The following is a 25223-nucleotide window of genomic DNA, read 5'->3' as shown; positions in this document are numbered from 1 at the left end:
TAAGGCAACGGACTTTGACTCCGTCATGCCTAGGTTCGAATCCTAGATCCCCAGTAACGGACTCTTGGAGAAAACTATTCAACTTGGGTCCGATATTTAATATGCGGAAGTGGCTCAGGGGTAGAGCATCGCCTTGCCAAGGCGAGGGTCGCGGGTTCGAATCCCGTCTTCCGCTCCATTATACGGCGCCATAGCCAAGTGGTAAGGCAGAGCTCTGCAAAAGCTTTACCCCCAGTTCGAATCTGGGTGGCGCCTCCATTCTTTTGCCGGAGTGGCGGAATCGGCAGACGCACAGGACTTAAAATCCTGCGGTAGGTGACTACCGTACCAGTTCAAGTCTGGTCTTCGGCACCACTCCAACAATTAATTAAATAAACATGTGCCCTTAGCTCAGCTGGATAGAGCGTTTGACTACGAATCAAAAGGTCGGGAGTTCGAATCTCTCAGGGCACGGAGTAAATTTTATTTGCCGGCGTGGCGGAATGGCAGACGCGCTCGACTCAAAATCGAGTCCGAAAGGGTGGAGGTTCGAGTCCTCTCGCCGGTATTCAACATGGAAAAGAGCTCTTAGGATAATAAATCCTAAGAGCTCTTTTGCGTAATGCGCCTGCCAAGTTAGACATAATGACCATCAGATTAGTTGGAACGCAGTAACCAGGCCTAAAGCAGGCTCGCCGTAAGTCAGCTCATTGAGCGGATGAAGATTTGTGCCTGAATACGAAAATGCTGCTACTTTAACTGTTTGGACACTTGAAGCAGCTCGGGTAAAGTGACAAGCTGGTAACCGCGCGACTGCAAGGTTTGGATGACGGTGGGTAGAGCTTCGACGGTTCCGCTTAAGTTTTGTCCAGGTCCGCCGCCGGAGTGTTGAAGAACGATCGATCCCTTTTTTACATGGTTTAAAATATTGTTTGTGACTTGTTCCCGATTGAGCTGTTTCCAATCCTCCGAATCGACATTCCAATTGACGATGCGGTAACCTTGCATGGAAGCCCACAACAGTTGATTTTCATTAATCTCTCCGAAAGGAGGCCGAATCAATCTGGGGGAATAGCCGATCAGAGACTTCAAAGATGCTTGTGTAAGCAGCACCTGAGATTTAAAGCTCTCGTCAGATAGTTTAGTGAACAGCTTATGATTATAGGAATGGTTTCCGATCACATGCCCTTCTCGCGCAATGCGCTTGACGATCTCAGGATGTTGTTCTGCTTGGGACCCCAGAATAAAGAATGTAGCTCGGACATTGTATTGTTTTAATACATTTAGCACTTGAGGAGTATACTGCTTATCCGGTGCGTCATCGAAAGTGAGAGCCACTTGTCTCGATGCTTCAGGACCTTTGAGCAGCAATAGATCAGGATACTTTTTAACTAACTGGGATAAAGTTAACGCTTTGTTCCGAGTAGCCACCTCCCTGGCGGGTTTTTCCGAAGAAGGTGACCTCTTCTTGTTTGCCTTTTGGATTGGAGTGGATTTGGGCTTAGCTTCCGGCTGAGCCACTGGTTTTTCTACCGTAGCCGCCGCCGGGGGAGGAGACTCCTGAGTTGATTGTTGATGGTCTGGCTTACGTTCCGGGATCGGAATGATTTGATCGGGAATCGGTGGTTCCAGCTTGGAAATACGATTGGCCTGTAGGAATGATTGCGGCTCAGGATTGGGCATATCTGAATCATCATTCGTAGTCCCGGTACAGGAAGATAAGAGCATACCCAACATTAAAGCATAGAAAAAAGCCGCGAACGGTTGTCGATACATAAAAGGCTCCCCCTTATCACTAAACATACAGTTCTTTTAGTTTTGGATAAGGAGGAGGGAATTATCCCTTATGAGCCTTCTGTCCGTGCGGCTATAATTGACTTACATATGAATATTTGTCTTCAGCTTAAAAATGCGCCTTCCCATATCATCTTCAACGCTACAAGCAAGAAGGTGACACGAAGCACCCAAAGCAGCTTTTTACTGCCGAGCCGGCTTGCAATGACTGCACCCAGCCACCCTCCAACGATGGCGGTTGGCGCTAATCCAAGCACCATCCATAAATTCACTTCACCCAGTGCAAAATGAGTGGTGCTTCCCATCAGAGCGGAGAGTAAAATAACAAACATGGATGTTGCAGTAGCCACATGGGGAGGATAACGAAATAAAATAACCATAACCGGTACGAGCAGGGCTCCCCCGCCGACGCCAAACAACCCGGCAATGAATCCGACGGCGAGCCCGATGACCAGCACCGGTAGAACGCTGTAACCGTATTGAAAGGTTTGCCCTTTCCCGTCCGTATACGTTCGCTCAATGCTCCACTTGATATCCAACGGCTTGAGGTAATCCCGAAGTATAAGCAGGACGGCCATAAACAGCATGAATATTCCGAAGCCCAGCTGAAACGACTTGGCATTGACGTATTGCGTAGTGTAGGAACCAAGCATGGCTCCGGGACCGCAGGTGATGAAAAGGAGCCACCCGCTTTTAAAATCGACTCGTTTTTGTTTAAAAAAGGTTACTGTAGAAGATAAAGCTGTGAAAATAAGAACGGCTAACGATGTTCCAACGGCGGTTGAAATCGGAATGGATTCGCCAATAAAATAAGGCCCCAAGTAAACAAGCGCGGGGACAATAATAATACCGCCGCCGAGGCCGACCAAGCTTCCGAACGTGGCGGCAATCAGACCGACGACGGTATAAAACAGGATATCCATGCGTTATTCCTTCTCCCATATCCATTTATTCTAAGTAAATAGTAACACAGGAAAGGAAGAAATCAACCGCCCTAAATTAAATATAGGTTTCTTGAAGTAATTGTTTATTAGGTAAATAATGGCTCGATTGGATAAAACGGATCGTACGGGTTTTTGCGCGCATGACGATCGAATGCGTCTCCGCCCTCAAGTTAGGCATATACCGGACGCCGTTCAAAATTTCTCCCGGGGTAATGCCGGTAGCCGCAAAGATAACATCATCCGTTCCAACCATATCGTTCATTGTCAATATTTTGTGCGGATCCTTGATACCCATAGCAATACAGCGGTCATATTCTTCATCGTTCGCCGGCAGTAGTCGGCCTAACAGTTCTCCGCCCAAGCATCGCAGTGCCGCGGCCGCCAGTACCCCTTCAGGGGCTCCGCCGGAGCCTACGTACATGTCGATTCCGGATTCGGATAAGGCAGGCGCTATGGCCCCGGCTACATCGCCGTCGCTCAAGAATTTAATCCGTACGCCTACTCGGCGCAAGGTCTCGATTCGTTCGCGATGCCGTTCCCGGTCAAGAATCATGATCGTCAAGTTGCTTAGTGGTTTATCGAGCACTTCAGCAGCACGCTTCAGCGTCTTTTCCAGCGGTTCGGTCAAACTTAATTGTCCGGCAAGCGCAGGTCCTACCGCTATTTTCTCCATATACATATCCGGGGCATGCAGTAAATTTCCTTTACCTGCGATGGCGATAACGGCTAGGGCATTGTTAAGCCCTTTGGCTACAAGCTCGGTACCCTCAAGCGGATCGACGGCTACGTCAACCTCTGGTCCTTGTCCGTTGCCGACTTGCTCCCCAATATAAAGCATAGGAGCTTCATCCATTTCGCCCTCACCAATCACTACGGTTCCCCGAATGGATACAGAATCGAACATGGCGCGCATCGCTGCGGTTGCAGCTCCATCTGCCTGATTTTTATCGCCCCGGCCCATCCATTTTGCAGCCGATAATGCGGCGAGTTCTGTGACTCGTACTATCTCGAGCGCCAATTCCCTTTCCATCCCATTCGTGCCTCCCAACAATAATGGTGTTCATTTACAATTATATATAGTATAATTAAATATTAAATAATACGCAATAAATAAAGCAACATTGCGATAAAAGTACACCATAATTCATCGGTAAAATAAACTGAGTTACAGTTCTATGAGTTTGAGAGCATTTTTGGTACAATTGGATAGGAATCAAAAGGCAGACAGCAGTGGCTGCTTTGAAATGAGGAGGGACCGGTCATCGAACTGACTGCACGCCAATTACAGATCGTAGAACTGGTAAAAGCAAATGCGCCAATTACAGGCGAACAAATAGCGGAAATGCTTGGGCTTAGCCGCCCGACGTTACGATCGGACCTGGCGCTGCTTGTGATGCTGGGCCTCATAGACGCCAAGCCGAAGGTAGGGTATACACCGGGCTCGGCTATGTCTCCGGGTCTCCATGCATCCAGGAAGCTGTTGAATACGAAAGTTAAAGAAGTGCAGGCGCTTCCTGTTATTGTGAAGGAAAATGCGTCCGTAGGCGATGCTGTTGTTTCACTTTTTATGGAAAATGTGGGCAGCTTGATCGTCGTGGATGATCAGGGGTGCTTGTCCGGTATCATATCACGCAAGGACCTGCTCAAGTTTACATTCGGCAATACGAATGCTGCCACCATGCCCGTCAGTATGGTGATGACGCGCGAGCCCAACGTCATTCACGTGTCGCCTGATGAATCGGTGGTCGATGCGGCTAAGAAAATGATTAATCACCAGGTGGACAGCTTGCCGGTAGTCGTACCGTCGAAGCTCGAGCAGACGGGAGGTATCCCCCGTTGGGATGTGGTCGGCAGAATAACCAAAACCATTATGACAAAAATTTTGCTGGATATGGCTGTTGGCCATTAAGGATTTTGCGGATAAAAGGAGAAGGAACCGGATGAGTGAAGATCAGTCGTATGAAATTACAATCTGTTCGGATTCCGTCGGAGAAACGGCCGAGGCGGTCGTGAGAGCGACGATTCGACAGTTTGACGCACATCAGGTGAGAACGAAACGAATCGGTCATATCAAGAGTGAGGATGAGATCCGTACAATATTGGAGGAGGCTGCCCAAAGGGGCGGTTTTGTCGCATATACGCTGGTACAGCCAGAACTGAGAGAGACCATGAAGGAGGAAGCGATCCGGCTGGGTGTCAGAGCCGTGGATATCATGGGACCGATGATGGAGGCGTTTGTCGACACATTTAACGATGCGCCCAAACGTAAGCCGGGTCTTCTCCATCTGATGGATGAAGATTATTTCCGCCGGGTGGAAGCCATTGAATTTGCCGTCAAATGTGATGACGGACGCGACACGAGTGCGCTGCTGAAGGCCCAACTGGTTCTGATCGGCGTATCGCGAACCTCCAAGACGCCGCTGAGCATTTTTTTGGCTCACAAGGGGATCAAGGTATCCAATCTTCCGCTGGTACCGGAGGTAAAGGCGCCTAAGGAGTTGTTCCTCGTGCCGAGTAACCGGATCGTCGGCCTAACGATGGATGCCGAGAAGCTGTACAAAATTCGTACGGAACGGTTGAAGGCCGTAGGGCTCCCTTTTGGAGCAAAGTATGCAACCATGGAACGAATCGACGAAGAGCTTCGATACGCCCAAGACTTGATGAAGCAGGTGGGCTGCTTGGTCATTAATGTAACGGACAAAGCGATTGAAGAAACGGCTGGCATTATAATGGGTTATTTACAATAATATATGAATCCGCTAGGAAAAAGCTTGGACCGGAGAATGGTTCAGGTTTTTTTCATTTCAGGCAGCGGGCATGGAAGTCGCGAGGCAGCGAGAATGACCCTTGCGTGACTGAGAGCTATCAACCATAGACATTCCATCTTCTTTGTCCTATAGTAAGGAATGAAATAAGAACGAGCATAAAGGCGGGGGTTTGTCCGATGCAAGACAGAAGCCCAAAGGAAACGGAAAGGTCGGGCATCATCTTGGCCGGCGGATTGAACCGGCGCATGGGCGGTGACAGCAAGGCGCTGCTAAAGTACGAAGGCCGGACGTTTTTGGCTAGGCAGCTGACGGAGCTTGGCAGGGTCTGCAGTGAGCTGATTCTAGTAACCCAAGAGCCAGAGCGGTATGAGGATGAACTGAAGCCATTCGCCGGAGCCGTTCGCGTCATTCCCGATTTGCAGCCGGGGAAAGGACCGCTTGCCGGGCTGCAGGCAGCCATGACCGCCGTACGTAACGACGAATTGTGGGTTGTCGGCTGCGATATGCCCTTGGTCAATGCCCGAGCCGCGGAAGCGATGAGCGGGTTGCGAAAAGATACCGATAGCGATGCGGTGATTGCGCGGCTGCATGAACGTTTGCATCCGCTGCATGGCTTGTACCACCGTCGATGCCTTCAAATCGTGGAGCGCCTGCTCGCTGAAGAAGATTACCGGATGATGCGTTTGCTCCGTGAGCTTCGTGTGCAGGAAGCGGATGCCTCATTCTTTGCAGAACTGGGGATTCCGACTGATTTTACAGGAAACATTAACAATCCGGATGAGTATAATAAGCTTTTGAGCCTTGGAAGCGGTTATTTCATGAGATGATGAATAGGCTTCAGAGCGAAGAGCAGAACCATACACCGACAGTCAGACGTACTTCGCGAATTGGAGGGTAACACGTGGGCAGTTTAAGATTTGGCCGGAGGGCAGTGACTTTAGAGGAAGCGCAGCGGCAAGTGCTTCAGCAAGCACAGCTGATGAAGACAGAAGAGGTTCCGCTGGAGGAAGCATTTGGGAGAAGACTGGCACAGGACATGACCGCACACGAGCCGGTGCCGCATTTTCGCAGGTCGGGAGTAGACGGGTATGCGGTGAGAGCAGTAGATACGACGTCGGCTGCAGCTGATGCTCCTATTAGGATGGAGGTCACGGAAATGATCCCCTGCGGCTCGGTACCGACCAAAGCGATCGGACCGGGACAAGCGTCACGGATCATGACCGGAGCTGTCGTGCCGGAAGGCGCTGACGCGGTGATTATGCTGGAGATGACTGACAGGGCTGAGGATGCAAAGGATGGAACTGTAGGGATACGTAAAGCGATGAAAGCAGGCGAGAACATCACGCCGATAGGCCAGGAAGTGTCGCCGGGCGTACCGCTGTTGGAACGGGGCTGTATCATCGGACCGGGTGAGGCTGCCATACTGGCTACCTTTGGATTCCACCGCGTACCGGTCTTTCAGCAGCCTAAGGTGGCGATTTTTTCTACCGGCTCCGAGCTGCTGCCTGTGGACTCACCGCTTGCTCCCGGTAAAATTCGCGGAAGCAACAGTTATATGCTGGCCTGCCAAGTCAAGGGAGCAGGCGGGCTTCCACAAATGATGCCGATTTTGCCTGACGAGGCAGAGGTTGTAGAAAAACAGCTGCTAGCTGCGCTCGAATGGGCTGATATCGTGATTACAACCGGGGGCGTCTCGGTTGGCGATAAGGATGTGCTGGTCGATTTGTTCGAACGGTGGGACGGAACCCTGTTGTTTAATAAGGTTTCCATGCGTCCGGGAAGCCCGACATCATGCGGTATGTGGCACGGTAAGCCGCTTTTCGCGCTGTCGGGTAATCCCGGAGCCTCTTATGTAGGCTTTGAGCTGCTCGTTCGACCGTTTATGAAGGCGTCTCTCGGTGCGAACCATCCACTGCTGCCGGAAGCCGAGGCTTTTTTGGATGTGGATTATAGCAAAGGCTCTGCGTATCCCCGTTATGTGCGCGGAACTTCGCGTATCGAAGGCGGTATGGTAAAGGTCCGGCCGGCTGGACTCGACAAATCAAGTATCATGGTGTCGATTAAAGATGCCGACTGCCTGATCTGCATTCCCTCGGGCGGTAGGGGGGCAGCACAGGGGGAGAAGGTTCGTATTATGTGGTTATCTGAGAATTAAGACAAAATTGAAAACCCCCGGAGGGCGAAAACCCGGCCGGGGGTTTTGGGTTTTTGGGCATTAGATAAACCATGCACGGGAGACAATAACTAGAAGGATAAAGAGTACCAATATGACACCAGTGGTCGTAAAGAAGCCTCCAGCAAAGCTCATGTGATATCCCCCTTTCAGAAAATCTGATATAAGATATGAGGAAATAATGTCTGCTGATTGGACGTATACCCGAATTGGGGGGGATTGGGGAAAAACACCTGTCCCTCTAAGGAGTACGCTGCCGGATCCGGTGAAATAGGTTGTTTAAAAGCGGCGTTTGCTGCACAATGAAATGGTGGCGAATTGTAAATCGATCGAATCGTGAAAATGATCGTAAGGGGAAGGAAAGGGATAGTGCATGAATAGAAAAGTAGAGATTCGCAATATTCCAAGCGAGCATTTTGCAGAGAGTCTGGAGCTGTCCGAATTTGCTTTTCAAAACGTACTTACGCCGGGAGAGCGGGAGAGACGTAAAGCCAACCTTCACTCCGATGAATTGTGGGGGGCATATGTGGATGGACGGCTGGCTTCCAAAATGAAGATTCTCAACCTGGAGACTCGTATTCAGGGCAAAACATTTGCTATGGGCGGCATCGCCGGAGTGGCGACGTGGCCGGAGTACCGGCGCGGCGGTCTTGTAGCACAATTGCTGGCCAATGCATTACGCGTCATGCGGGATAAAGGACAAACCATATCGTTTTTGCATCCCTTTCAGTTTGCGTTTTACCGTAAATATGGTTGGGAGACCTATACGGATTACAAAATTTATGAGATTCCTTCGGGACTGCTGCCGAAAGTAGGTCCACAACCTGGACGCATCCTACGCATCGGACAGGATTTTCCTTTGCTGGGAAGTATCTACGGAAAATATGCCTCCCGGTATAACGGCGCTTTGGTCAGAGATGAATCATGGTGGCGGGAACGCATTTTTGCAAATAAGCAGGGCACAGTCGCAGTGTATTACGATACGGAAGGCCAGCCGGCAGGATACGTTTTTTATCAGGTAAAGGAAAGGGTATTAAGAGTTCATGAGTTCGTCAGTCTGCACCATGAGGCCCGTATGGGAATGTGGCGTTTTTTGGCGGATCACGATTCAATGATCGATAAGCTGATCGTGAATGCACCTTCGGATGATCGGCTGCCCTTCCTGTTGGACAACCCCAGGGTGAAGCAAGAGCTGGTGCCTTACTTTATGGCTCGGATCGTAGATGCGGCAAGCTTTCTGGAGAAATATCCTTTCGCTTCAGGGACAGAGAGTACGCTGCTTTTGGACGTGTCGGATGCCCATGCAGAGTGGAACAACCGGATGTTCGAAGTGAAGATAGATGAGTCCGGAACGGCGCGGGTGGCTGATGATTCAGGAACGACGGTGGATTGGCCATTAGTACAGTGCGACATTCAAACATTGTCTACGATGCTCATGGGCTATCAGCGGCCGGGTTTTTTGAGGGAAATAGGCAGGTTGCATTGCAAGCCGGAAATGGTCGAAAGGTTGGAGCGGCTTATTCCCGTGCGTCAAACCTATTTGCCTGATTTTTTCTAATCGGGTGCTGCTGTGGCTGAAATCTCGAGATGTGGCGTGAACTGAAATGAAATTCGACGCTGCTCATCCCATGATATATTGTACTTCAAAGTCCTTATGGCCATTATCCCCATAGCTCAGTTCATTGTTCTATCATGGACATCCGAACAAATGTTCCTAATCAAATTATATCGAACATACGCTCTGATTTCAAGTATTTATTTTAGTTGTTTTTTTAAAAAGGACCGCTTGTACGTTTGCGATTATCTGAGCCTTAGGGATAGTGCCCATAAGAGTTGAAAACCCCATATACAGGGGTGAGGGGTTCCGATTTTATTCGTGCATCTCTCCTTAAGTGAAGCGGGCGAACCCTGTCATAAGCTTTCAAAAGCGATATTATACTTTTTGAGAAACGGCTCGAATACTTGGTAAGAACATTCGAATACGAACGTTTTGTCCTCCGTGCTGAACGCCAGCAGCTGGGGGCTTTCTTTTTCTTCGTGGCTGGGAAGGATGACGAACAGTTCTTTGCACTGAAAAGATAAACCGGCCTTGGTCACGGGCAGCGGGGGCTGGAACGGCACCCGGATGACAATACCGCTGTTCGCTCCGACACTGAATCTTCCGGATAAGCCTCCGACTCGCTGAAACCAGTCCGACGCCTCTTGGCGGAGTTCGGCTGTATTAGGAATCGCTTGGACTACTTTATCCTGCTTAACGTCATAGATGAGTACCGGAGCAGGGACGGATTCCTGCTGTGAACCGGCATTCGAATTCGGGGCGACGGCGGCTCCCAACATCGGCAGCATCAGCAAAAGAGCGATGACCGCCCAAAGCGTGGTTGTGTATTTTGTGAATTTCATCTTGTTTACCATCCTGTTCTTGAATTGGTTAAGTCTATTATGCCCGTGGTTCGCGTTATCATGCGGTCTGCCGGTCCCGGAGCTTGCTTGTCCGCAGGAGGGTTGGTTACTGGACTTAGGTCCAGTTTCAAAAACCGCCGTAGGTCCGTTTTGAAGGGAGCCCTATTCCCCTAAAATAAAGACATAAACGACCGACAACGAAACGAAAGGCGGTGAGCGAAGTAAATGAAAGTGAACAAACATGTCGGATTGGCGCTGCTGTTGATCACCTTCGGATCCTTGATCCTGTTGAACAAAATGGGCTTTCACTTCGGGCATCATTTGATGGGATTCCTGTTCCCGGCAGCGATGGTGGGTCTCGGATTTCTGGGGCTGAAAAACGGAAAGAGCATCATCGGCTGGATTTTGATCGTCTTGGGCGGAATGATTCTTCTCGGCAAGCTGTCGGGCTTGATCGGAATTCTGATTGCTGTCGGATTGATCTGGTACGGAGTGTCCATGCTCCGGGGCAAGAAAGCTTACTAGACAACATTAACGAAATTCAGGAGAAAAGGTGGTTGACCAAAGCATGAGTTTAGGCAAACGATTCCGGGACATAACGGTAGCGCATTTTAACGAAATGCTGGAGAATGCGGAAGATCCGGTACGCTTGATTGACAAATATCTGGCGAACCAATCGGAGCAAATCCGAGAGTCCGAACGGCTTTTGCATCAGTGTTTGACGCATGCGGCATCGCTCCGTCAGCAGTACACCTCGGCCGAGAAGATGAAGGAACGCAGGGAGCAGCAAGCGCTCTTGGCGCTCAAAGCCGGCGAGGATGAAATCGCGCGCATCGCGCTGCAGGAAAAAATGCAGCAGGAGGAGAAGGCGGCACAGTATAAAGCGCTGTACGATCAAAGCAAGGTGGGCATCGTTGAGTTGGAGGACCAGCTTCAGCAGCTCAAGGCGGATTTTGACGAGGTCGTTTCCAAACGCAGTTATTACATCGCAAGGCTCGAATCCATCAAGCTGCAGCAGCGCATGAACGAGAGGCTGCGTCATTCGGGAGGCGGTCCGACACCACGGATGTTCGACCGGCTGGAGGAGCGGGTGTCCGATATGGAACTGTCGGCCCGTACACTCAGGGAAGTGAGAAGCGGGATGCGCGAGGCTTGGACGAATGTCAGCGGGACCGCAACACAAGCGGTGGAGCAGGAGCTTGCGAAGCTGCGCAATAAACTGAAGCAGGAGGGCTGGAATTAACTATGACTAAAATTTACCGTTCACGTACCGACCGCCAAATTACCGGCCTGTGCGGAGGTCTTGCCGAGCTGTTCGGCATCGACGCCACGCTGCTGCGCCTTCTGGTCGTGATCGCGGCGTTCTTTTCGGTGGGGGTCGTTGTCCCGCTCTATTTCCTGGCTGCACTGGTCATTCCGAACGAGCCTTATACAGGGGGACCCTACGGCGGAGGTCCAGGGTACGCTTCGGAAGGCGGCTTCGGCCACAAGTGGGGCAGCTGTAAGGATTGGAAGCGCGCGGAGAAGCACTATCGCAAGGCGCAAAAGTACGGCTGGGCTCCGCAGCATGACAACCCTGCTTATGAAAGAGAGTACGCACAGCCCGCTTCCGGATACGGAGAACCGGCCAGAAGCAACCTGGACGATATGATGAAAGACATTGAAAAGAAAGCCTTGAGAAAAGAAATCGAAGAGCTTCGCGCCAAAGTCGCGCAATATGAAAAACAACAAAATCAACCTAAAGGAGATGTGTAGCCATGGGAGTATTTAAAAGAATTAAGGATATGACAAAAGCATCGATGCATGAATTGTTGGATAAGGTGGAAGATCCGATCGTCATGCTGAACCAATATCTTCGGGATATGGAAGAGGAAATCGCACAGGCTGAAGTGACGGTAGCCCGTCAAATCTCCAGCGAGCGCAAGCTGAAAGAGCGCGGGGAAGAAGCGGTCCGCCTCAGTGCGCAATACGAAGAACAGGCCAGAGAAGCACTGAAGAACGGTCAAGAGGCGACGGCGCGGCAAGCTTTAGAGCAAAAATTGTACTATGACGGAAAAATCACGGAATATGCGGAAATGCACGAGCAGGCGAAGGCTCAAGCAGCGGAGCTGCTGCAGCAGCTGCACGAAATGAAGGATGCCTATTACCAAATGCGTAATAAACGCAGCGAACTGGTTTCCAGAGCGCAGCTCGCGAAAGCGAAAAAGCAAATGGCCGAGGTCACAAATCAGAACGTGATTGATGGAGGCAGCGCCGTGAAAGGCTTCCGCCGCATGGAAGAGAAAATCATGACGCTGGAAGTGGAAGCGGAATTGGCGCGCAAGCCCTATGCAGGCTCTGCCTACGCAGGCTCCCTTTACGGCAGCACAATAGCCGCAGATCCGGCAAAACAGCAAAAAATAGATGATCAGCTGCAGCTTCTGAAAGAAAAAATATCCTCCGAACAAGGGCAGTAAACGCAAGGAAAAATGCGCTTGGAGCAAAGTGGACAATTGTGATATGCTATGAAAGGCAAAAGCCATAGAGGGCCGTTCCAAGCCGCTATGGCTTTTACTTAAATCACCGGAGACTAGGCGAAAGGGGGCGGCACGGATGCATCGCAAACGCAATCACAACATTGCGCTTATACTTATTGGCGCAGGATTGTTTTTGCTGGCGGACAATCATCTCAGTTTTTTTACCGTGGTAGCCCTCTTTTTACTTCTGATCGGTGTCCATAAATTTCATTCGGGAGACGAGAGAAAAGGTTACGGGCTGATGATCATCGGGCTGCTGCTTCTGGTAGGCGGCAATTTGCCCATGATTGTGGCGATTATTCTGATTTCGCTCGGCTTTTTTTACAATAAAATGCGTAAAATGCATCAGGATGGCCGTCACGTTCGCAAGCAAAGCCTGATCGAAAGCATCCGGTGGGGCAGGGAACCGTGGATTTTACGCAGCATGTCAATCTGGAACGTGCTTGGGGAGCTGCAGATGGATTTAACGTATGCCATTCCCGAGCAGAAAGAAACGACGATCATCCTGCAGGGCGTGATCGCCGATATCGATTTGATCGTACCCGAAGATGTAGGCTTGTCTGTATCGGCGTCGGTATTGTTCGGACAGACGAGCATCGGCTATGATAAAGAGGCCGGGGTACTCAATAAAATGGTCTGGCAGTCGCCCAATTATCGGACTGCGGTTCATCAGGTGAACCTGGAAATTTCGTATATCGTGGCCGACATTGATATTAAAATCGTTTAAAACCGTTGGAGGCGCTTAGGAAATGGATGGACATGACAAACGTCTGACCAACATGATATGGCGAAGCATGGCAGAGTCGATCGGGCTCAGCCTTGTTTTGTTTGCCGTTATAGTCTATTTCCTGCAATCCAAGGGATATATAAAAGCGTTCGAATCATGGCAGCAAGGCGTATGGGTTAGTCTTACCCTCATCACCATCGTTGTCGTCATCGGCGGCTGTTACGGGCTTTGGTACAGCAGCCGTATGAAGCGGAGGCTGGAGCTTCTGCGTGAAGTAATGCTCTCCCTGGAAAAAGGAAACCTTAGCCGCTCGGTACCTCCGTTGGGCGAAGACGAGATCGGCCGTCTGGGGGAGCAGCTAAATGCGATCACGAAAAAGTGGGAGGAGCAGGTTACCTCGCTTCAGCGGCTGTCCAACAACAACGCGCAGCTTGCGCAAAAGGCCAAGTATTCGGCCATTGTGGAGGAGCGGCAGCGTCTGGCCAGGGAGCTGCACGATGCCGTCAGCCAGCAGCTGTTCGCCATTTCGATGACGGCGACGGCCGCTCTGCGGACGCTGGATAAAGATTTCGACAAGGCGCAGCGGCAGATTTATTTGATCGAGGAGATGGCTTCTGTAGCGCAGTCGGAGATGAGAGCGCTGCTGTTGCACCTGCGGCCCGTTCATCTGGAGGGCAAACGGCTGTCCGAAGGGCTTGTCGAGCTGATGCAGGAATTGTCCGCCAAGGTGCCGATGCAGATCAATTGGGAGCTGACCGAGGATATCAAGCTGCCGCGGGGCATTGAGGACCATCTGTTCCGCATTGTGCAGGAGGCGATGTCCAATGCGCTTCGGCATTCCAAGGCTTCCAAGCTGGAGGTTCGCCTTACGAGGCCGTCGGCGGATGCCGTCCGGCTGTTGATTTGGGATGACGGCGTCGGCTTTGATTTGGATATGAAAAAACAGGCTTCTTACGGGATTGTCACCATGAAGGAGCGCGTCATCGAGATCGGCGGATCAATGAATTTAGTTACCGCTCCCGGTAAGGGGACGCGTATTGATATTCGGATTCCGATTATGGCGGAAGGAGGACATCAGAATGGAAGAAGCGACGATTAAAGTACTGCTGGTGGACGATCATGAGATGGTTCGCATTGGTCTGGCGGCCGTGCTTGGCACGGAGGACGGTATAGAGGTGGTGGGCGAAGCGAGCAGCGGTCAGGAGGGCATCCGTATGGCGCTTGAGTATAAGCCGGATGTCGTGCTGATGGATTTGGTCATGGACGGCATGGACGGCATCGAGACGACGCGCCGGCTGCTGCAGCAGCACCCGGACTGCAAGGTTATCGTGCTGACCAGCTTTATCGATGACGAGAAAATATATCCCGTTATCGAGGCGGGCGCATTCAGCTATCTTCTGAAAACGTCGCGCGCCGGTGAAATCGCCCAGGCGATCCGCTCTGCGGTGAAGGGTCAGTCGGTGCTCGAGCCGCAGGTTGCTTCCAAGCTGATGAACCGCCTGCGCCAGCCGAAGCAGGCATCGCTGCCCCACGAGGAGCTGACCGAGCGCGAGATGGAAGTGCTGCGTTTGATTGCCTCGGGCAAGTCCAATCAGGATGTGGCCGACGAGCTGTTCATCGGCGTGAAGACGGTGAAGTTTCACGTCACGAACATTCTCGCCAAGCTCGGTGTGGAAGACCGGACGCAGGCGGCCATTTACGCTTATAAGCAAGGTTTGGTGGAATAATAGACGGACCGCCCCGCAAGCCGTTTCATTCGCTTGCGGGGCGGTCCTGCCGCTGTTGCTTAAACCTTCAATGATCAACGGCTGTGCTTAAGCCATTCCATCGCGATGGCCGCACCGGGCCAGGAAAACCAATAACGGGACCGGACGCGGCCGGTTTGCTCGTCTACAGCTTCGGAGAACAGGCCGTCCCGCTGGCCGGTCGCCTGAAGCTTGCTCCACACCCGGGCCCAATCCTCCGGCCTGCCGTTTAACCGGTGCCAAGCCAGCTCCTGAGCATCGCCAAGCGGCCATGGGTGCGGCGTATGAACGGACCCGAGGCCCCCGAACGGTCCAGGGTAAAATCCTCCCTTGTTTTCTTCCGTAAAAGCGAAGGCCATCGTCGCGTTCCACTGCTCCCACGCTTGCGTCCCGGGCTCGACAAATCCCCATTCCGGCGCCAGCACGGTCGGCAGATCATTGGCATCGTGATAGTAGGAGTGCCGCCCGCGCCCATCGGTTAAGTAAGCCCAAACCGGGCTGCCTTTCCAGCTTCCGCTGAAATGTTCGGCTACCGCTTGTTTGACGCCCTCCGCCCAGGCTCCGATATCTTCCTGAAGCCAACCTGTGGTTTGATTTAGCTGTTCGACCGCTTGTAAGGTTTTCCACAGCAGAATATGACTGGACAGATGATACGGCAGCTCCACTTTATCGTCCGCCGGCGTTTCGGCGGTGCGGAACAGCCAATGGTCGGGATCTTTCACATGGAACAGCCCTTGAACCGCCTGTACGAATCGGTCCTTGCAGCGCTCCAGCACCGCTCTGTCTTCCGTCAGCTGATAATAGACGGCCAGCTCCCAGAGCGGATAACACTGCTGATCAAGCTGGTAGATCAAATCCTTGCAGTACCCGTTCGTCAGATAGGCCCGGCCCCAATATTGCTCCGGACAATCCGCCCGCTCGAACATCCATAACAGATGCCCCCGCAATACATGCAGAATCCGCCGTCTGATTTTTTCCGGATTACGGAATAGATGCTCCGCCTGTTCGTAGGCCTGTACGAGCAGCATCATCATGTAGAATGAATCGCGGTTCCACGATAAAGGAAGAAGCTGGTGATCGGTCAAAATGCAGCAGTAATCCGGCCTGACGGGAACGGCGCAGCACGAAAGAATATAATCCACATTCCTGGCCCAAATATGGATGCCAGGCAGAGCTTCGGCAGAAGGCAGAAGCTTCAGGTCGTTGGAGCCGATGGCGGCAGTCAAATCGTCGGCGTTCGGCGCTCCGTAATGAAACGAATTCGTGCCTGCCGTATCGTTCAAATCCCTGATCTGATGGGTGACGAACAGATCCCTGGTTTCGCCGGGCATAAGCCGTACGGTCAGAGGTTTGGAATAATCGACCGGTTTATCGGTGTTTTTGCTGATGCTGCGTGGCTCCTCCTCCAGGGCATGATCCCAGCCGAATAAAAGAATTGCGGCCTCAGCGGCATACGAAGGGCTCTGGATATATAAGCCCCGCTGATCGGCCGATAGTCCGAGCTTCGTCTCCGGAAGCGGTATAGGTCCGCCCTCGGTCAGCTGTCCATAGCTGCAGCGGTGCAGGCTAAAGCGCCCCCCGAAATTCCAGCGCATATCGATCGGCTCTCCGCTTGTATTCCTGCAGCGGACCCACTGCACGAGTCTGGGTGAACCGGTCGCCGATTCATCAACGAGATAAATTGCCGCCGCTTCCCAGGAACCGCCGGCGGATTCCCATGCCGGGTAGCGGTGATCGATGAGGAAAAGGCGGGTATCTTCAGCCTGCTCCGGCACGCAGCCGAAGCCGGTAACGTCCGATTCCACAAGGAGAGTACGGTAGCTGCGAACATAATCGGAGTGGTACCACTCCGAGTTAGGAAACGGTTCTATGCCGGTCAGGGTGACATAGCCGTGAACGCTGTGCTTGTCATTGAAAGAACGCAGCTTGCCGTCGTTTCCGATGCTGGCGGTGATTCCTGCGCCTCCTGTGTCCAGCGGCTTGTCTTGGCCGTGTGAAGGAATCTGCCGGATAGCGGCGGAGGCTCCAATCATATCGCGAATCATGAACGTATATGACTCCTTTCCAAAAACCATGGTCAATAAGATGGATTATTGATGAAAGCGTATCATCCCCGCTCCCGGGCGGCTAGTGCTCCGGCAAAGGTCAGGACGAATGACCACCATGAATCAGACAATCTACCCCAAATGGGAAATTCGGGATTATTGTAAGGGGTTTCATCGGACAATTGACCCCCGTAAACAGATGATTGACCCATGTTACCGTTTTCATTTCATCCTCTATAATGACCGGTGTAACCATTTACAAAACAAAGCAAGCAAAAAAGGGAGGAACAAAGAAATGAAAAAATGGGCTGCGAGTTTACTGCTGTTGAGCTTGGCTGTAACCGGCTGCTCTCCGTCAGGAGAAAACCAGGAAGCGGGTGCGGGCAAGGATGAGGCAGCTAAAAAGCCGGTTGAACTGACGTTTACCATCTTTGATGACGGTGTGGGTGTAGATAAGAAGCTGGTAGAGACGTTTAACCAGTCTCATCCCGATATTAAAGTAACGTATAAACCGCTGCCATCCGGAGAGCTGAGAGACCGATTGACGACATGGCTGGCGGCTAAGGACGATTCATTGGATGTCCTCGGCCTTGATATCGTATGGATCAGCGAATTTGCGAAGGCCGGCTGGATCAGCCCGGTTGACGATTTGATGGATGCGGCCATGAAGGAAAAGGTGAAAACCGGATTCTTGAAAGCGCCGGTTGACGCGGTGACGGTAGATGGCAAAATGTATGCGGTTCCGTGGAACTCTACGGCGGGCATGCTGTACTACCGCAAAGACATTCTGGAGAAAGAAGGCGTCCAGCCGCCTCAAACCTGGGATGAGCTTTTGACGCTTTCCAAAGAGCTTGGCCAAAAATACAACATGAACGGCTTTGTCGGCCAATACAAGCAGTATGAAGGCTTGGTCACCAATGTGCTGGAGATCATGGAATCGTATAACGGCAAAATTTTGGATGATTCCGGCAAGCCGGTTGTGAATTCGCCCGAAAACGTAAAAGCGCTTCAGACGATGGTAAAGCTGAAGGAGGTTATGCCAAACGGCGTGAACACCTATATGGAAAAAGAAAGCCAAGAGACATTCCTCAACGGCAACGCCGTGTTCATGAGACATTGGAACTCCGCATGGCCTCTTGCCGAAAAAGAAGGCAGCGCAGTCAAGGGCAAGGTTGGCGTAGTGCCGCTGCCTAAAGGCGAGAACGGTAAGCATGCCTCCACACTCGGCGGTTGGAACCTGGCTGTATCCCAAACGTCCAAGCATCCGAAAGAAGCTTTTGAATTCATCCAATGGATGACCGAAGCGAAGCAGCAAAAGGTGAAGGCGATCGAGGGCGGACGCTTGCCGTCGGATGTATCTTTGTACGAAGATCAAGAAGTGCTGACCAAGAACGATTCATTCAAAAGCTTCTATGAAGTACTGAAAAACGGTGTTTCCCGTCCGAAGTCTCCGCGTTACGGCAAAGTCACCGAAGCGATCCAACAGGAGGTATCGCTTGCCTTCAACGGTCAAAAACCGGTTGAGCAGGCGCTGTCGGATCTTCAGAAGAAGCTTGAGGACGTTGCAAAATAATGTCGATTTTCATGACCGGCACCCCTCTGCCAAACGGCGGAGGGGATTATGATGCAAGTAAGGAGCTGCACAAGCAATGAAAACACAAATGACCTATTTGGAGAAAAGAAAGGCGGTATGGGGTTACATTTTTGTAGCGCCGGCAATCCTGCTTATTCTGTTGGTAGCGATCTATCCGCTGTTTCAGACGGTCAAGCTCAGCTTTTATGAATATTCGCTTCTGGCTCCTCAGGATCAGCAGTTTATCGGTATGGAGAACTACAAAAAATTGATTCACGACGCGAGATTCTGGAATTCGCTGGCGAATACCATGATTTTCACCGTCGTCAGCGTATTCTTCGAGCTGGTGCTGGGATTACTATTGGCTCTCGTTATGAATTTGCCTCTGCGGATGATCGGTATTGTAAGAGCTGCCGCTTTGGTGCCGTGGGCCATTCCAACCGTCGTTTCGGCCACCATGTGGCTGTGGCTGTATAACGACCAGTGGGGCTTCGTCAATATTTTGCTTGGCAAGCTTGGCATGATCGACCAATATCACGCCTGGTTGTCCGAACCGGCAAGCGCGCTTGCGGCGGTCATTGTTTCCGACGTATGGAAAACGACACCGTTTATGGCCCTGCTGATTTTGGCCGGCCTGCAGATGATTCCCAAAGATATGTATGAATCGGCTTCGGTAGACGGCGCAACGCGTCTCCGCCAATTTTTCTCCATCACGCTGCCGATGATCAAATCGACCATTCTGGTAGCTGTTCTGTTCCGTACGCTGGACAGCTTCCGCGTCTTCGATCTGGTCTATGTTATGACCATGGGCGGACCGGGCAACGCGACGGAAGTGACAAGCCTGTACGCCTACAAAACGTTGTTTAAAGATTTGGATTTCGGTTACGGCTCAACGCTGGCTGTATCCATCCTGGTTGTGATTGCGGCGATCAGCGCCATCTACATTTGGACTCTGTCGGAGAAGGAGGAACGTGCATGAAAACCAAAACCGCTTCATGGGAAAAAGCCGCTTTAGTATTGATCGTCATCGGTGCGGTGCTGTTTACGGTGTTTCCGTTTTACTGGATCACCAACGCCTCCTTCCAGGACGAACGGGTGCTGTATAACATTAATGATATTCGCTGGTTACCGGACTTAACGTATTGGCACAACTATATCGACGTTTTCCAAAAGAAAGCTTTCCTTAAATATTTGGTCAACAGCTTTTTTGTGGCTTCACTCAGCATGCTGATTGCGTTAATGGTTTCTTCCATTGCCGCATACGCACTAGCTCGGCTCAAATTTCCGGGCTCCAAAGTGATTCTTTATTTCGTGCTCGGCATTTCCATGTTCCCGGCGATGGTCATCATTTCACCTTTATATTTTATGATTCAGAAGCTGGATCTGATGAATACGTACATGGCGCTGATTTTCCCTTATATCGCCTTTACGCTGCCGTTTTCGCTGTGGAACCTGACCACCTTTTTCCGCAAGCTGCCGAAGGAACTGGACGAATCGGCAGATGTGGACGGAGCGACACCCTTTCAAACGTTCTATAAAATACTGTTGCCGCTTGTGGCTCCGGGGATGTTTACTACGGCGATCCTGGTCTTCATTTTTGCCTGGAACGAATTTTTGTATGCCGTTACATTCATTTCCAAGGATGCGCTCAAAACGATGCCGGTTGCGATCGTCGGCCTGCCGTCGGATTACGATGTGCCCTGGGGGCAAATCTCGGCCGCTTCTTTTATATCTACCTTCCCGTTGGTCATTCTGGTATTAATATTCCAAAGAAGAATTATTTCGGGGTTGACGTCAGGTGCCGTCAAGGGATAATCTGTGGGTATCTGAATCATTCTTCGGCTAAACAGACAAGATGAACCTACCGGAAACGTGGTGAGATCAATGCGGTGGACCTTTCATTTAAAAATCCGCGCGCGATTGGTCCTTTCTTTTTTGGTGCTGGCGGTTGTTCCGCTGACGATCGTCAATATTTTCGCTTACCATAAATTCGAAAGCAGCATCGAGCGGCAAACGACGGCTTCCGCCCAAGCCTCATTGCAGCAAATCAGCAGCAATGTAGACACGTACATGCTCGATTTGATCTCCATAGCCAAGGTGATCGTGCTCGACCGTTCCATCGTCCAATGGCTGCAAAAGCCCCAGGATACGGGCGCGAGCAGCAGCGTGGACCAATTGCAAAAGCGGTATAAAGAGGAACTGGATATCCGTTACTTCTTGAATGCGCAAAAGGGAAGCCGGCCCTATATTCGCGGTATTTATTTGCTGTCTGCCGACGCAGACCGGAAGATCAAGGTTCGCTCAGGTACGGATACGGACCTGCTGCCGGACCGTTTGGCAGATCAGCCCTGGTGGCCGGAGGTGCTTCAAAGCAAGCCCGGCGTTTTTGTAGCGCCGCATACGGCCAATTATTACAAGCTGCGGATGCAAGGTCCCAAAAGCATCAATCTGTTCTATCCGATCCCGTCTCAGGGGGCGAACCATGAATGGGTTTTCGTTCACATGTCCGCAGACGTGCTGCTTGGAGAATTCGAAACGGGAATAGGGTATGCGGGGCAAAAGGTCGGTTTAATCGATCTGGCCGGAAAAGCCGTTCTCGGTCACGAGGATGTGCTGAACCCTACTTCCGACGAGCTGGCCATTCGCCGTGTCTCCCCGGTAACCGGCTGGACGATCGCAGCCAGTATTCCCTATGAGCAGCTATTCTCATCATCGAGGGAAGCCAGGGGCGTCACGCTTACCATCACGGCGGCGGCAGGGCTCTTGGGTCTGCTGCTCGCGCTGGCTTTTTCCAAGCACGTGCTCAAGCCGCTGCGTCTGCTGCGCAATGCGATCCGGAACACGAAAACGGGTTCGTTTCAAAACCGGGTGCAAGTGCTTGGCAATGACGAAATCGGGGAGTTGAGCACCTCTTATAATGAAATGCTGGACACGATCTGCGCGCTGTTAAACCGGGTGAAGGAAGAGGAAGGCGCCAAGAAGGACGCCGAGCTGAAAGCGTTGCAGTACCAGATCAATCCCCACTTTTTATACAATACGCTGAATTCGGTCCAATGGCTTGCCGTCATGCACGGCGTTCCGCAGATCAAGGAACTGCTTGCCGCGCTGATCAAGCTGCTCCAATCCAGTCTCGGCAAGAAGGGCCCGTTTGTGACGCTGACCGAGGAACTGGAGGATTTGCACAATTACATTCTGATTCAGCAGTACCGTTTCGGCCAGGGGCTTGCCGTCGATTATCAAATTGATCCGGAAGCGGGAAGATGTATCGTACCGCGGCTGATCCTGCAGCCGTTGGTCGAAAACAGTATTTTCCATGGCCTGGAGGATGGAACCGGGCATATCTGGATCGAAGCGAAAATGTCCGGAACCACGCTTCTGCTCTCGGTGACGGACGATGGGATCGGCATGACGCCGGAAGAGGTGGAGCAGCTGCTGCACAGCGAAAGTGATTTTGCAGGGAAGTTCAGCGGAATCGGCATTCCTAACGTAGCGGAGAAAATCAAGCGCTTATACGGAAGTCCTTATGGCATCAGCATCATGAGCGAGGTAGGCCAGGGAACGAAAGTGCTTCTCAGTCTGCCGATTCGGGAGGGATAACGGATGTGGAAAGTGATCATTGTCGATGATGAAGTATTGGTTCGTCGCGGGCTTGCTTCAACTATTCCGTGGGCGCAATACGGCATGCAGGTGGCAGGGGATTTTTCTAACGGCATGAAAGCGCTTGAGGCGATGGAGCTTCTGCGGCCTGACGTTGTTATCACGGATATCCGGATGCCGCAAATGGACGGGCTGACGCTGCTTAAGGAGCTCCGGAAGCAGTATCCGGAGACCATTCCGGTTATCTTGAGTTGTCATAATGATTTTGAATATGCCAAGGAGGCGATCAGCCTCGGTGCGGTCGATTACTTGGTGAAAACGACGATGGATGATCAAGAGGTGGATCGGACGTTAAGCAAGGTGCAAGCCAAACTCGCGGAACGCAAAAGTGTGGATGAGCTGCTCAGACAGATCGAGCAAAGCAAGCGGCTGGAGAAGCAGGCCGAGCTTCGGATGATTCTGGCCGGAGGTGAGAATGTGGGGGCGAAGGAGCCGTCCGTCGCGGTGAAAGAAGCTCATCGAACGGAAAACGAGTGCTTCCTTCTGCTGGCCGCACGCCCATGGGCTCCCGCACATACCCAGCCTCTATATACGAACTGCCTTCGGCTGGAGGAACGGTTCCCGGAGGAAACGGAGCTGTTCTGCACGCTGGACGCGGAGCCGTATATGGTCGTTTTGCTTTGGTTTCCATCGGCGCTTTCCGCCTTGGAGGTGCAGCATAAGGTGCAGATTTGGTCCGGCCGCCTGCTTCAGCTGTTCGGCTGCAGGAGAGAGGAGCTGTTTATCGGGGCAGCTCCGCCCTTCAGTTCCATCAGTCAGGCCAAACCGGCTTTTGAACAGGCCAAGCGGGGACAGGAAGCTTATTTTTACGATGAAGGCGTGAAGACCTTCTATATGATCGAAGGTTCTGCGGCTTTGCAGGAGGCATCGGGCGTCTTGTTTACCGGAGAGGATAAGCAGCTTTGGGTTGAGGCGCTGGTCAGGAATGCGGTGCCGGAGGCCCGAGCTCTGTTCGAACAGCTGACGAAAAGGTGGAGGCCGGGGGTTTCCTCGGCCGCCGTAAAGGAAATGGCGTCTTCCATGATCGGGATGATCCGGTTCGCAAGGCATAAGCATCAGCCTTCCCTGCCTGCAACCGCCGTTCAAGAGCTGCAGCAGATGGGGAAGCTGTCGCAGGTGAAACAGTTAGTCGCAAGCGAGCTGGCTGTGTGGGAGCAGGAGGCGGAGGGTTCCTCCGGCTTGAACTCCCTGCGTCCTGAAATTCAAAAGGCGCTTGCCTATATACAGCAGCATCTGCATGATGAACTGAAAATGAGCGACGTCGCCGACCATGTGCATCTGAGCCGAAGCCACTTCAGCGCTTTGTTCAAGCAGGCTGTCGGAAAAACATTCTTGGAATACATGATGGAGCAGAAAATGGAATGGACCAAGGAGCAGCTGAAGCATACGCATAAAAAAATATATGAGATCGCAAGCGAGATCGGCTTTTCGGACTATAAATATTTTACCCGCTGCTTTAAAGAATACAGCGGGATGACGCCGAAGGATTGGCGGGAGCAGCATGTGCACAAGTCCGAGTATGCCGTCCTCCCGATCAGGGAGGAACAGGCCCTATGACCGGATGGCGGCGGAGCGTCAGGCGAAATGGGCATATTCTCCTGCTGATGGCATTGCCGCTGGTGTTTGCAGCAGCCTGCCAATCGAAGGATGCGCCCGAGCCTCAGCCTGTTCCGAGGGAACCGGTGACCATCACGTTCTCTTCTCTGGAAACAGGAACAGGGACGGCGCAAAAAATGGCGGAGGCGTTTATGAAGCAGCGCCCGGATATCCGAGTCAAAACGGTTATTCTTCCGCCTATTTCCGATGTGATGCACAATGAATACGTCAATCAATTGGTTAGCGGATCCACGGATACCGATTTGTTCGCACTGGATGTCATATGGATTGAAGAGTTCGCTTCCGCCGGCTGGCTGGCCCCCTTGGACGAATATTTCCCGGCTAATGAATTGAAGGGCATGCTCCCTAAGCCTTTGGAGGGCGTTTATTCCCGCGGCCGGATGTATGCGCTGCCCTGGTATGCCGATACAGGTCTGCTGTTTTACCGCAAGGACCTGCTGGAATCGTTGGACCGGCGCCCCCCGGCTACCTGGGACGACTTAATCGCGCAAGCGGAAATGCTGAAGCGCACAGGGCTTGTGGAACACGGATATGTGTTCCAAGCCAATGCCTATGAGGGCTTAACCGTGAATTTTCTGGAAAGCGTATGGAATAACGGCGGCCGGCTTGGCGAGCGAAGCGACCGCCCTCAGCTGTACAGCCGGGAATCGGTGGAAGCTTTGCAGTATATGCAGCGGCTGATTCGGGAAGGCATTGCTCCTAAAGAGGTATTGGATTTTAAAGAAGGGGATTCCAGAGACTGGTTCCTTGATGGGAGAGCCGCATTCCTGCGAAGCGGCCCGATCGTATGGGGGCTATCCAACCGGGAGGACTCGAAAGTCAAGGGCCGGATCGGGATTGCCCCTCTGCCTGTCGGTCCGCACGGGACGACAGGAGGCTCAAGCATCGGCGGCTCGAGCCTGGGAATGAACGCCCGCATCTCCGAATCCCGTAAGGCGGCGGCGGTTGCCTTTCTCAAATTTCTGATCGGCGAAGAAGCGCAAAAGCAGATCGCCCTCGAGCACTCGAGGATACCGGTTATGAAACGAACCTTTGAGGACCCTGAAGTGCTCGCCTTCAATCCCTTTTACCGGGATATACCGGCCGTCTTGGCCAATTCGCATTTCCGGCCCAAAGCCGCCCATTATGCCGATATTTCATCGGTTCTGCAGATCGGTCTGCACGACGCCTTGAGCCAGGGCAGTCCGGCGGATAAGGTGCTTCAGGCAGTGGACCGGATTGTCGGAGAGCTGCCCTCCGTGGCGGAACCGGCTTCCGGACTGAATAGGCCATAGCCAACCGGCTG

24 protein-coding genes and 5 tRNA genes are annotated in these 25223 nt (G+C 52.1%); 23 read left to right on the top strand and 6 right to left on the bottom strand.

All coding sequences use genetic code 11. The features are described from left to right. The first annotated feature begins 103 nt into the window (after positions 1-103). From NR121_RS22180 to NR121_RS22160, 5 genes are all read left to right on the top strand, one after another. A tRNA-Gly gene (locus NR121_RS22180) sits at positions 104-178 on the top strand. A gap of 6 nt (positions 179-184) precedes the next feature. Continuing rightward, a tRNA-Cys gene (locus NR121_RS22175) sits at positions 185-258 on the top strand. 7 nt (positions 259-265) lie between these two features. Next, positions 266-354: transfer RNA gene (locus NR121_RS22170), tRNA-Leu, on the top strand. Between the two features lie 25 nt (positions 355-379). Continuing rightward, a tRNA-Arg gene (locus NR121_RS22165) sits at positions 380-453 on the top strand. Between the two features lie 15 nt (positions 454-468). Continuing rightward, positions 469-547, top strand: a tRNA-Leu gene (locus NR121_RS22160). Between the two features lie 182 nt (positions 548-729). On the opposite strand, the gene NR121_RS22155 is transcribed toward NR121_RS22160, so the two are convergent. The 3 genes from NR121_RS22155 to glpX form a co-directional block, all read right to left on the bottom strand. After that, positions 730-1782, bottom strand: a complete 1053-nt coding sequence (locus tag NR121_RS22155) for a polysaccharide deacetylase family protein (RefSeq protein WP_256831948.1) — start codon at positions 1780-1782, stop codon at positions 730-732. 95 nt (positions 1783-1877) lie between these two features. Further along, complete coding sequence (locus tag NR121_RS22150; protein ID WP_062409650.1) at positions 1878-2696, bottom strand: sulfite exporter TauE/SafE family protein; 819 nt, start codon at positions 2694-2696, stop codon at positions 1878-1880. Positions 2697-2772: 76 nt separating this feature from the next. Next, positions 2773-3747 (bottom strand): class II fructose-bisphosphatase, encoded by a 975-nt coding sequence (gene glpX, locus NR121_RS22145; protein ID WP_062409649.1) that lies wholly within the window; start codon positions 3745-3747, stop codon positions 2773-2775. A gap of 231 nt (positions 3748-3978) precedes the next feature. Here glpX and NR121_RS22140 point away from each other — a divergent pair, with 231 nt between their 5' ends. From NR121_RS22140 to NR121_RS22125, 4 genes are all read left to right on the top strand, one after another. Beyond that, a complete protein-coding gene (locus NR121_RS22140; RefSeq protein WP_082660858.1) occupies positions 3979-4626 on the top strand; it encodes a helix-turn-helix transcriptional regulator in 648 nt (215 codons plus the stop codon). A gap of 31 nt (positions 4627-4657) precedes the next feature. Further along, positions 4658-5464, top strand: a complete 807-nt coding sequence (locus tag NR121_RS22135; protein ID WP_062409648.1) for a pyruvate, water dikinase regulatory protein — start codon at positions 4658-4660, stop codon at positions 5462-5464. A 197-nt stretch (positions 5465-5661) separates the two neighbouring features. After that, positions 5662-6312: a molybdenum cofactor guanylyltransferase gene (gene mobA / locus NR121_RS22130; RefSeq protein WP_054818844.1), complete on the top strand. Its 651-nt coding sequence runs from the start codon at positions 5662-5664 to the stop codon at positions 6310-6312. Between the two features lie 74 nt (positions 6313-6386). Further along, the gene (locus NR121_RS22125) at positions 6387-7640 is read left to right on the top strand and encodes a molybdopterin molybdotransferase MoeA (RefSeq protein ID WP_256831947.1); all 1254 of its coding nucleotides are present in this window, start codon (positions 6387-6389) and stop codon (positions 7638-7640) included. 60 nt (positions 7641-7700) lie between these two features. On the opposite strand, the gene NR121_RS22120 is transcribed toward NR121_RS22125, so the two are convergent. Further along, positions 7701-7793 carry a sporulation protein YjcZ gene (locus NR121_RS22120; protein ID WP_083351381.1) on the bottom strand — a complete coding sequence of 31 codons (93 nt, stop codon included), beginning with the start codon at positions 7791-7793 and terminating at the stop codon, positions 7701-7703. A gap of 238 nt (positions 7794-8031) precedes the next feature. Here NR121_RS22120 and NR121_RS22115 point away from each other — a divergent pair, with 238 nt between their 5' ends. Beyond that, positions 8032-9216, top strand: a complete 1185-nt coding sequence (locus tag NR121_RS22115) for a GNAT family N-acetyltransferase (protein WP_074729835.1) — start codon at positions 8032-8034, stop codon at positions 9214-9216. A gap of 353 nt (positions 9217-9569) precedes the next feature. On the opposite strand, the gene NR121_RS22110 is transcribed toward NR121_RS22115, so the two are convergent. Continuing rightward, a complete protein-coding gene (locus tag NR121_RS22110) occupies positions 9570-10058 on the bottom strand; it encodes a hypothetical protein (protein WP_054818845.1) in 489 nt (162 codons plus the stop codon). A 225-nt stretch (positions 10059-10283) separates the two neighbouring features. Between NR121_RS22110 and NR121_RS22105 the strand changes: the two genes are divergently transcribed. From NR121_RS22105 to NR121_RS22075, 7 genes are all read left to right on the top strand, one after another. Continuing rightward, complete coding sequence (locus tag NR121_RS22105; RefSeq protein WP_054818846.1) at positions 10284-10583, top strand: LiaF transmembrane domain-containing protein; 300 nt, start codon at positions 10284-10286, stop codon at positions 10581-10583. Positions 10584-10626: 43 nt separating this feature from the next. Then, the gene (locus NR121_RS22100) at positions 10627-11301 is read left to right on the top strand and encodes a PspA/IM30 family protein (RefSeq protein WP_062409644.1); all 675 of its coding nucleotides are present in this window, start codon (positions 10627-10629) and stop codon (positions 11299-11301) included. A gap of 2 nt (positions 11302-11303) precedes the next feature. Next, positions 11304-11813, top strand: coding sequence for a PspC domain-containing protein (locus NR121_RS22095; RefSeq protein WP_054818847.1), 510 nt, complete (start codon positions 11304-11306; stop codon positions 11811-11813). 2 nt (positions 11814-11815) lie between these two features. After that, positions 11816-12514 (top strand): PspA/IM30 family protein, encoded by a 699-nt coding sequence (locus NR121_RS22090; protein ID WP_062409643.1) that lies wholly within the window; start codon positions 11816-11818, stop codon positions 12512-12514. Between the two features lie 136 nt (positions 12515-12650). Continuing rightward, a complete protein-coding gene (gene liaF / locus NR121_RS22085) occupies positions 12651-13301 on the top strand; it encodes a cell wall-active antibiotics response protein LiaF (RefSeq protein ID WP_062409642.1) in 651 nt (216 codons plus the stop codon). Between the two features lie 22 nt (positions 13302-13323). Continuing rightward, a complete protein-coding gene (locus tag NR121_RS22080) occupies positions 13324-14400 on the top strand; it encodes a sensor histidine kinase (RefSeq protein ID WP_054818849.1) in 1077 nt (358 codons plus the stop codon). Continuing rightward, positions 14381-15028 (top strand): response regulator, encoded by a 648-nt coding sequence (locus NR121_RS22075; protein ID WP_062409641.1) that lies wholly within the window; start codon positions 14381-14383, stop codon positions 15026-15028. The genes NR121_RS22080 and NR121_RS22075 overlap by 20 nt, the downstream gene beginning before the upstream one ends. 74 nt (positions 15029-15102) lie before the next feature. Here the strand turns inward: NR121_RS22075 and NR121_RS22070 are convergent, their stop codons facing one another. Beyond that, positions 15103-17091, bottom strand: coding sequence for a glycoside hydrolase family 125 protein (locus NR121_RS22070; protein WP_256831946.1), 1989 nt, complete (start codon positions 17089-17091; stop codon positions 15103-15105). Positions 17092-17386: 295 nt separating this feature from the next. Between NR121_RS22070 and NR121_RS22065 the strand changes: the two genes are divergently transcribed. The 6 genes from NR121_RS22065 (at position 17387) to NR121_RS22040 (ending at position 25212) form a co-directional block, all read left to right on the top strand. Further along, positions 17387-18664 carry an ABC transporter substrate-binding protein gene (locus NR121_RS22065; RefSeq protein ID WP_062409639.1) on the top strand — a complete coding sequence of 426 codons (1278 nt, stop codon included), beginning with the start codon at positions 17387-17389 and terminating at the stop codon, positions 18662-18664. Between the two features lie 76 nt (positions 18665-18740). Next, complete coding sequence (locus tag NR121_RS22060) at positions 18741-19643, top strand: carbohydrate ABC transporter permease (protein WP_062409638.1); 903 nt, start codon at positions 18741-18743, stop codon at positions 19641-19643. Then, the gene (locus NR121_RS22055) at positions 19640-20479 is read left to right on the top strand and encodes a carbohydrate ABC transporter permease (protein ID WP_054818853.1); all 840 of its coding nucleotides are present in this window, start codon (positions 19640-19642) and stop codon (positions 20477-20479) included. Before NR121_RS22060 ends, NR121_RS22055 begins: the two co-directional genes overlap by 4 nt. A gap of 69 nt (positions 20480-20548) precedes the next feature. Continuing rightward, entirely contained in the window at positions 20549-22261 is a 1713-nt protein-coding gene (locus tag NR121_RS22050) for a cache domain-containing sensor histidine kinase (protein ID WP_256831945.1), read from the top strand. Positions 22262-22264: 3 nt separating this feature from the next. Next, entirely contained in the window at positions 22265-23878 is a 1614-nt protein-coding gene (locus tag NR121_RS22045; RefSeq protein ID WP_256831944.1) for a response regulator, read from the top strand. Continuing rightward, the gene (locus NR121_RS22040) at positions 23875-25212 is read left to right on the top strand and encodes an ABC transporter substrate-binding protein (RefSeq protein ID WP_256831943.1); all 1338 of its coding nucleotides are present in this window, start codon (positions 23875-23877) and stop codon (positions 25210-25212) included. Before NR121_RS22045 ends, NR121_RS22040 begins: the two co-directional genes overlap by 4 nt. Positions 25213-25223 lie beyond the last annotated feature (11 nt).

It is taken from the genome of Paenibacillus sp. Pae15 (assembly GCF_024519685.1).
Taxonomy (GTDB): Bacteria; Bacillota; Bacilli; order Paenibacillales; family NBRC-103111; genus Paenibacillus_G; species Paenibacillus_G naphthalenovorans.
This window is presented reverse-complemented; position numbering and strand designations above follow the sequence as displayed.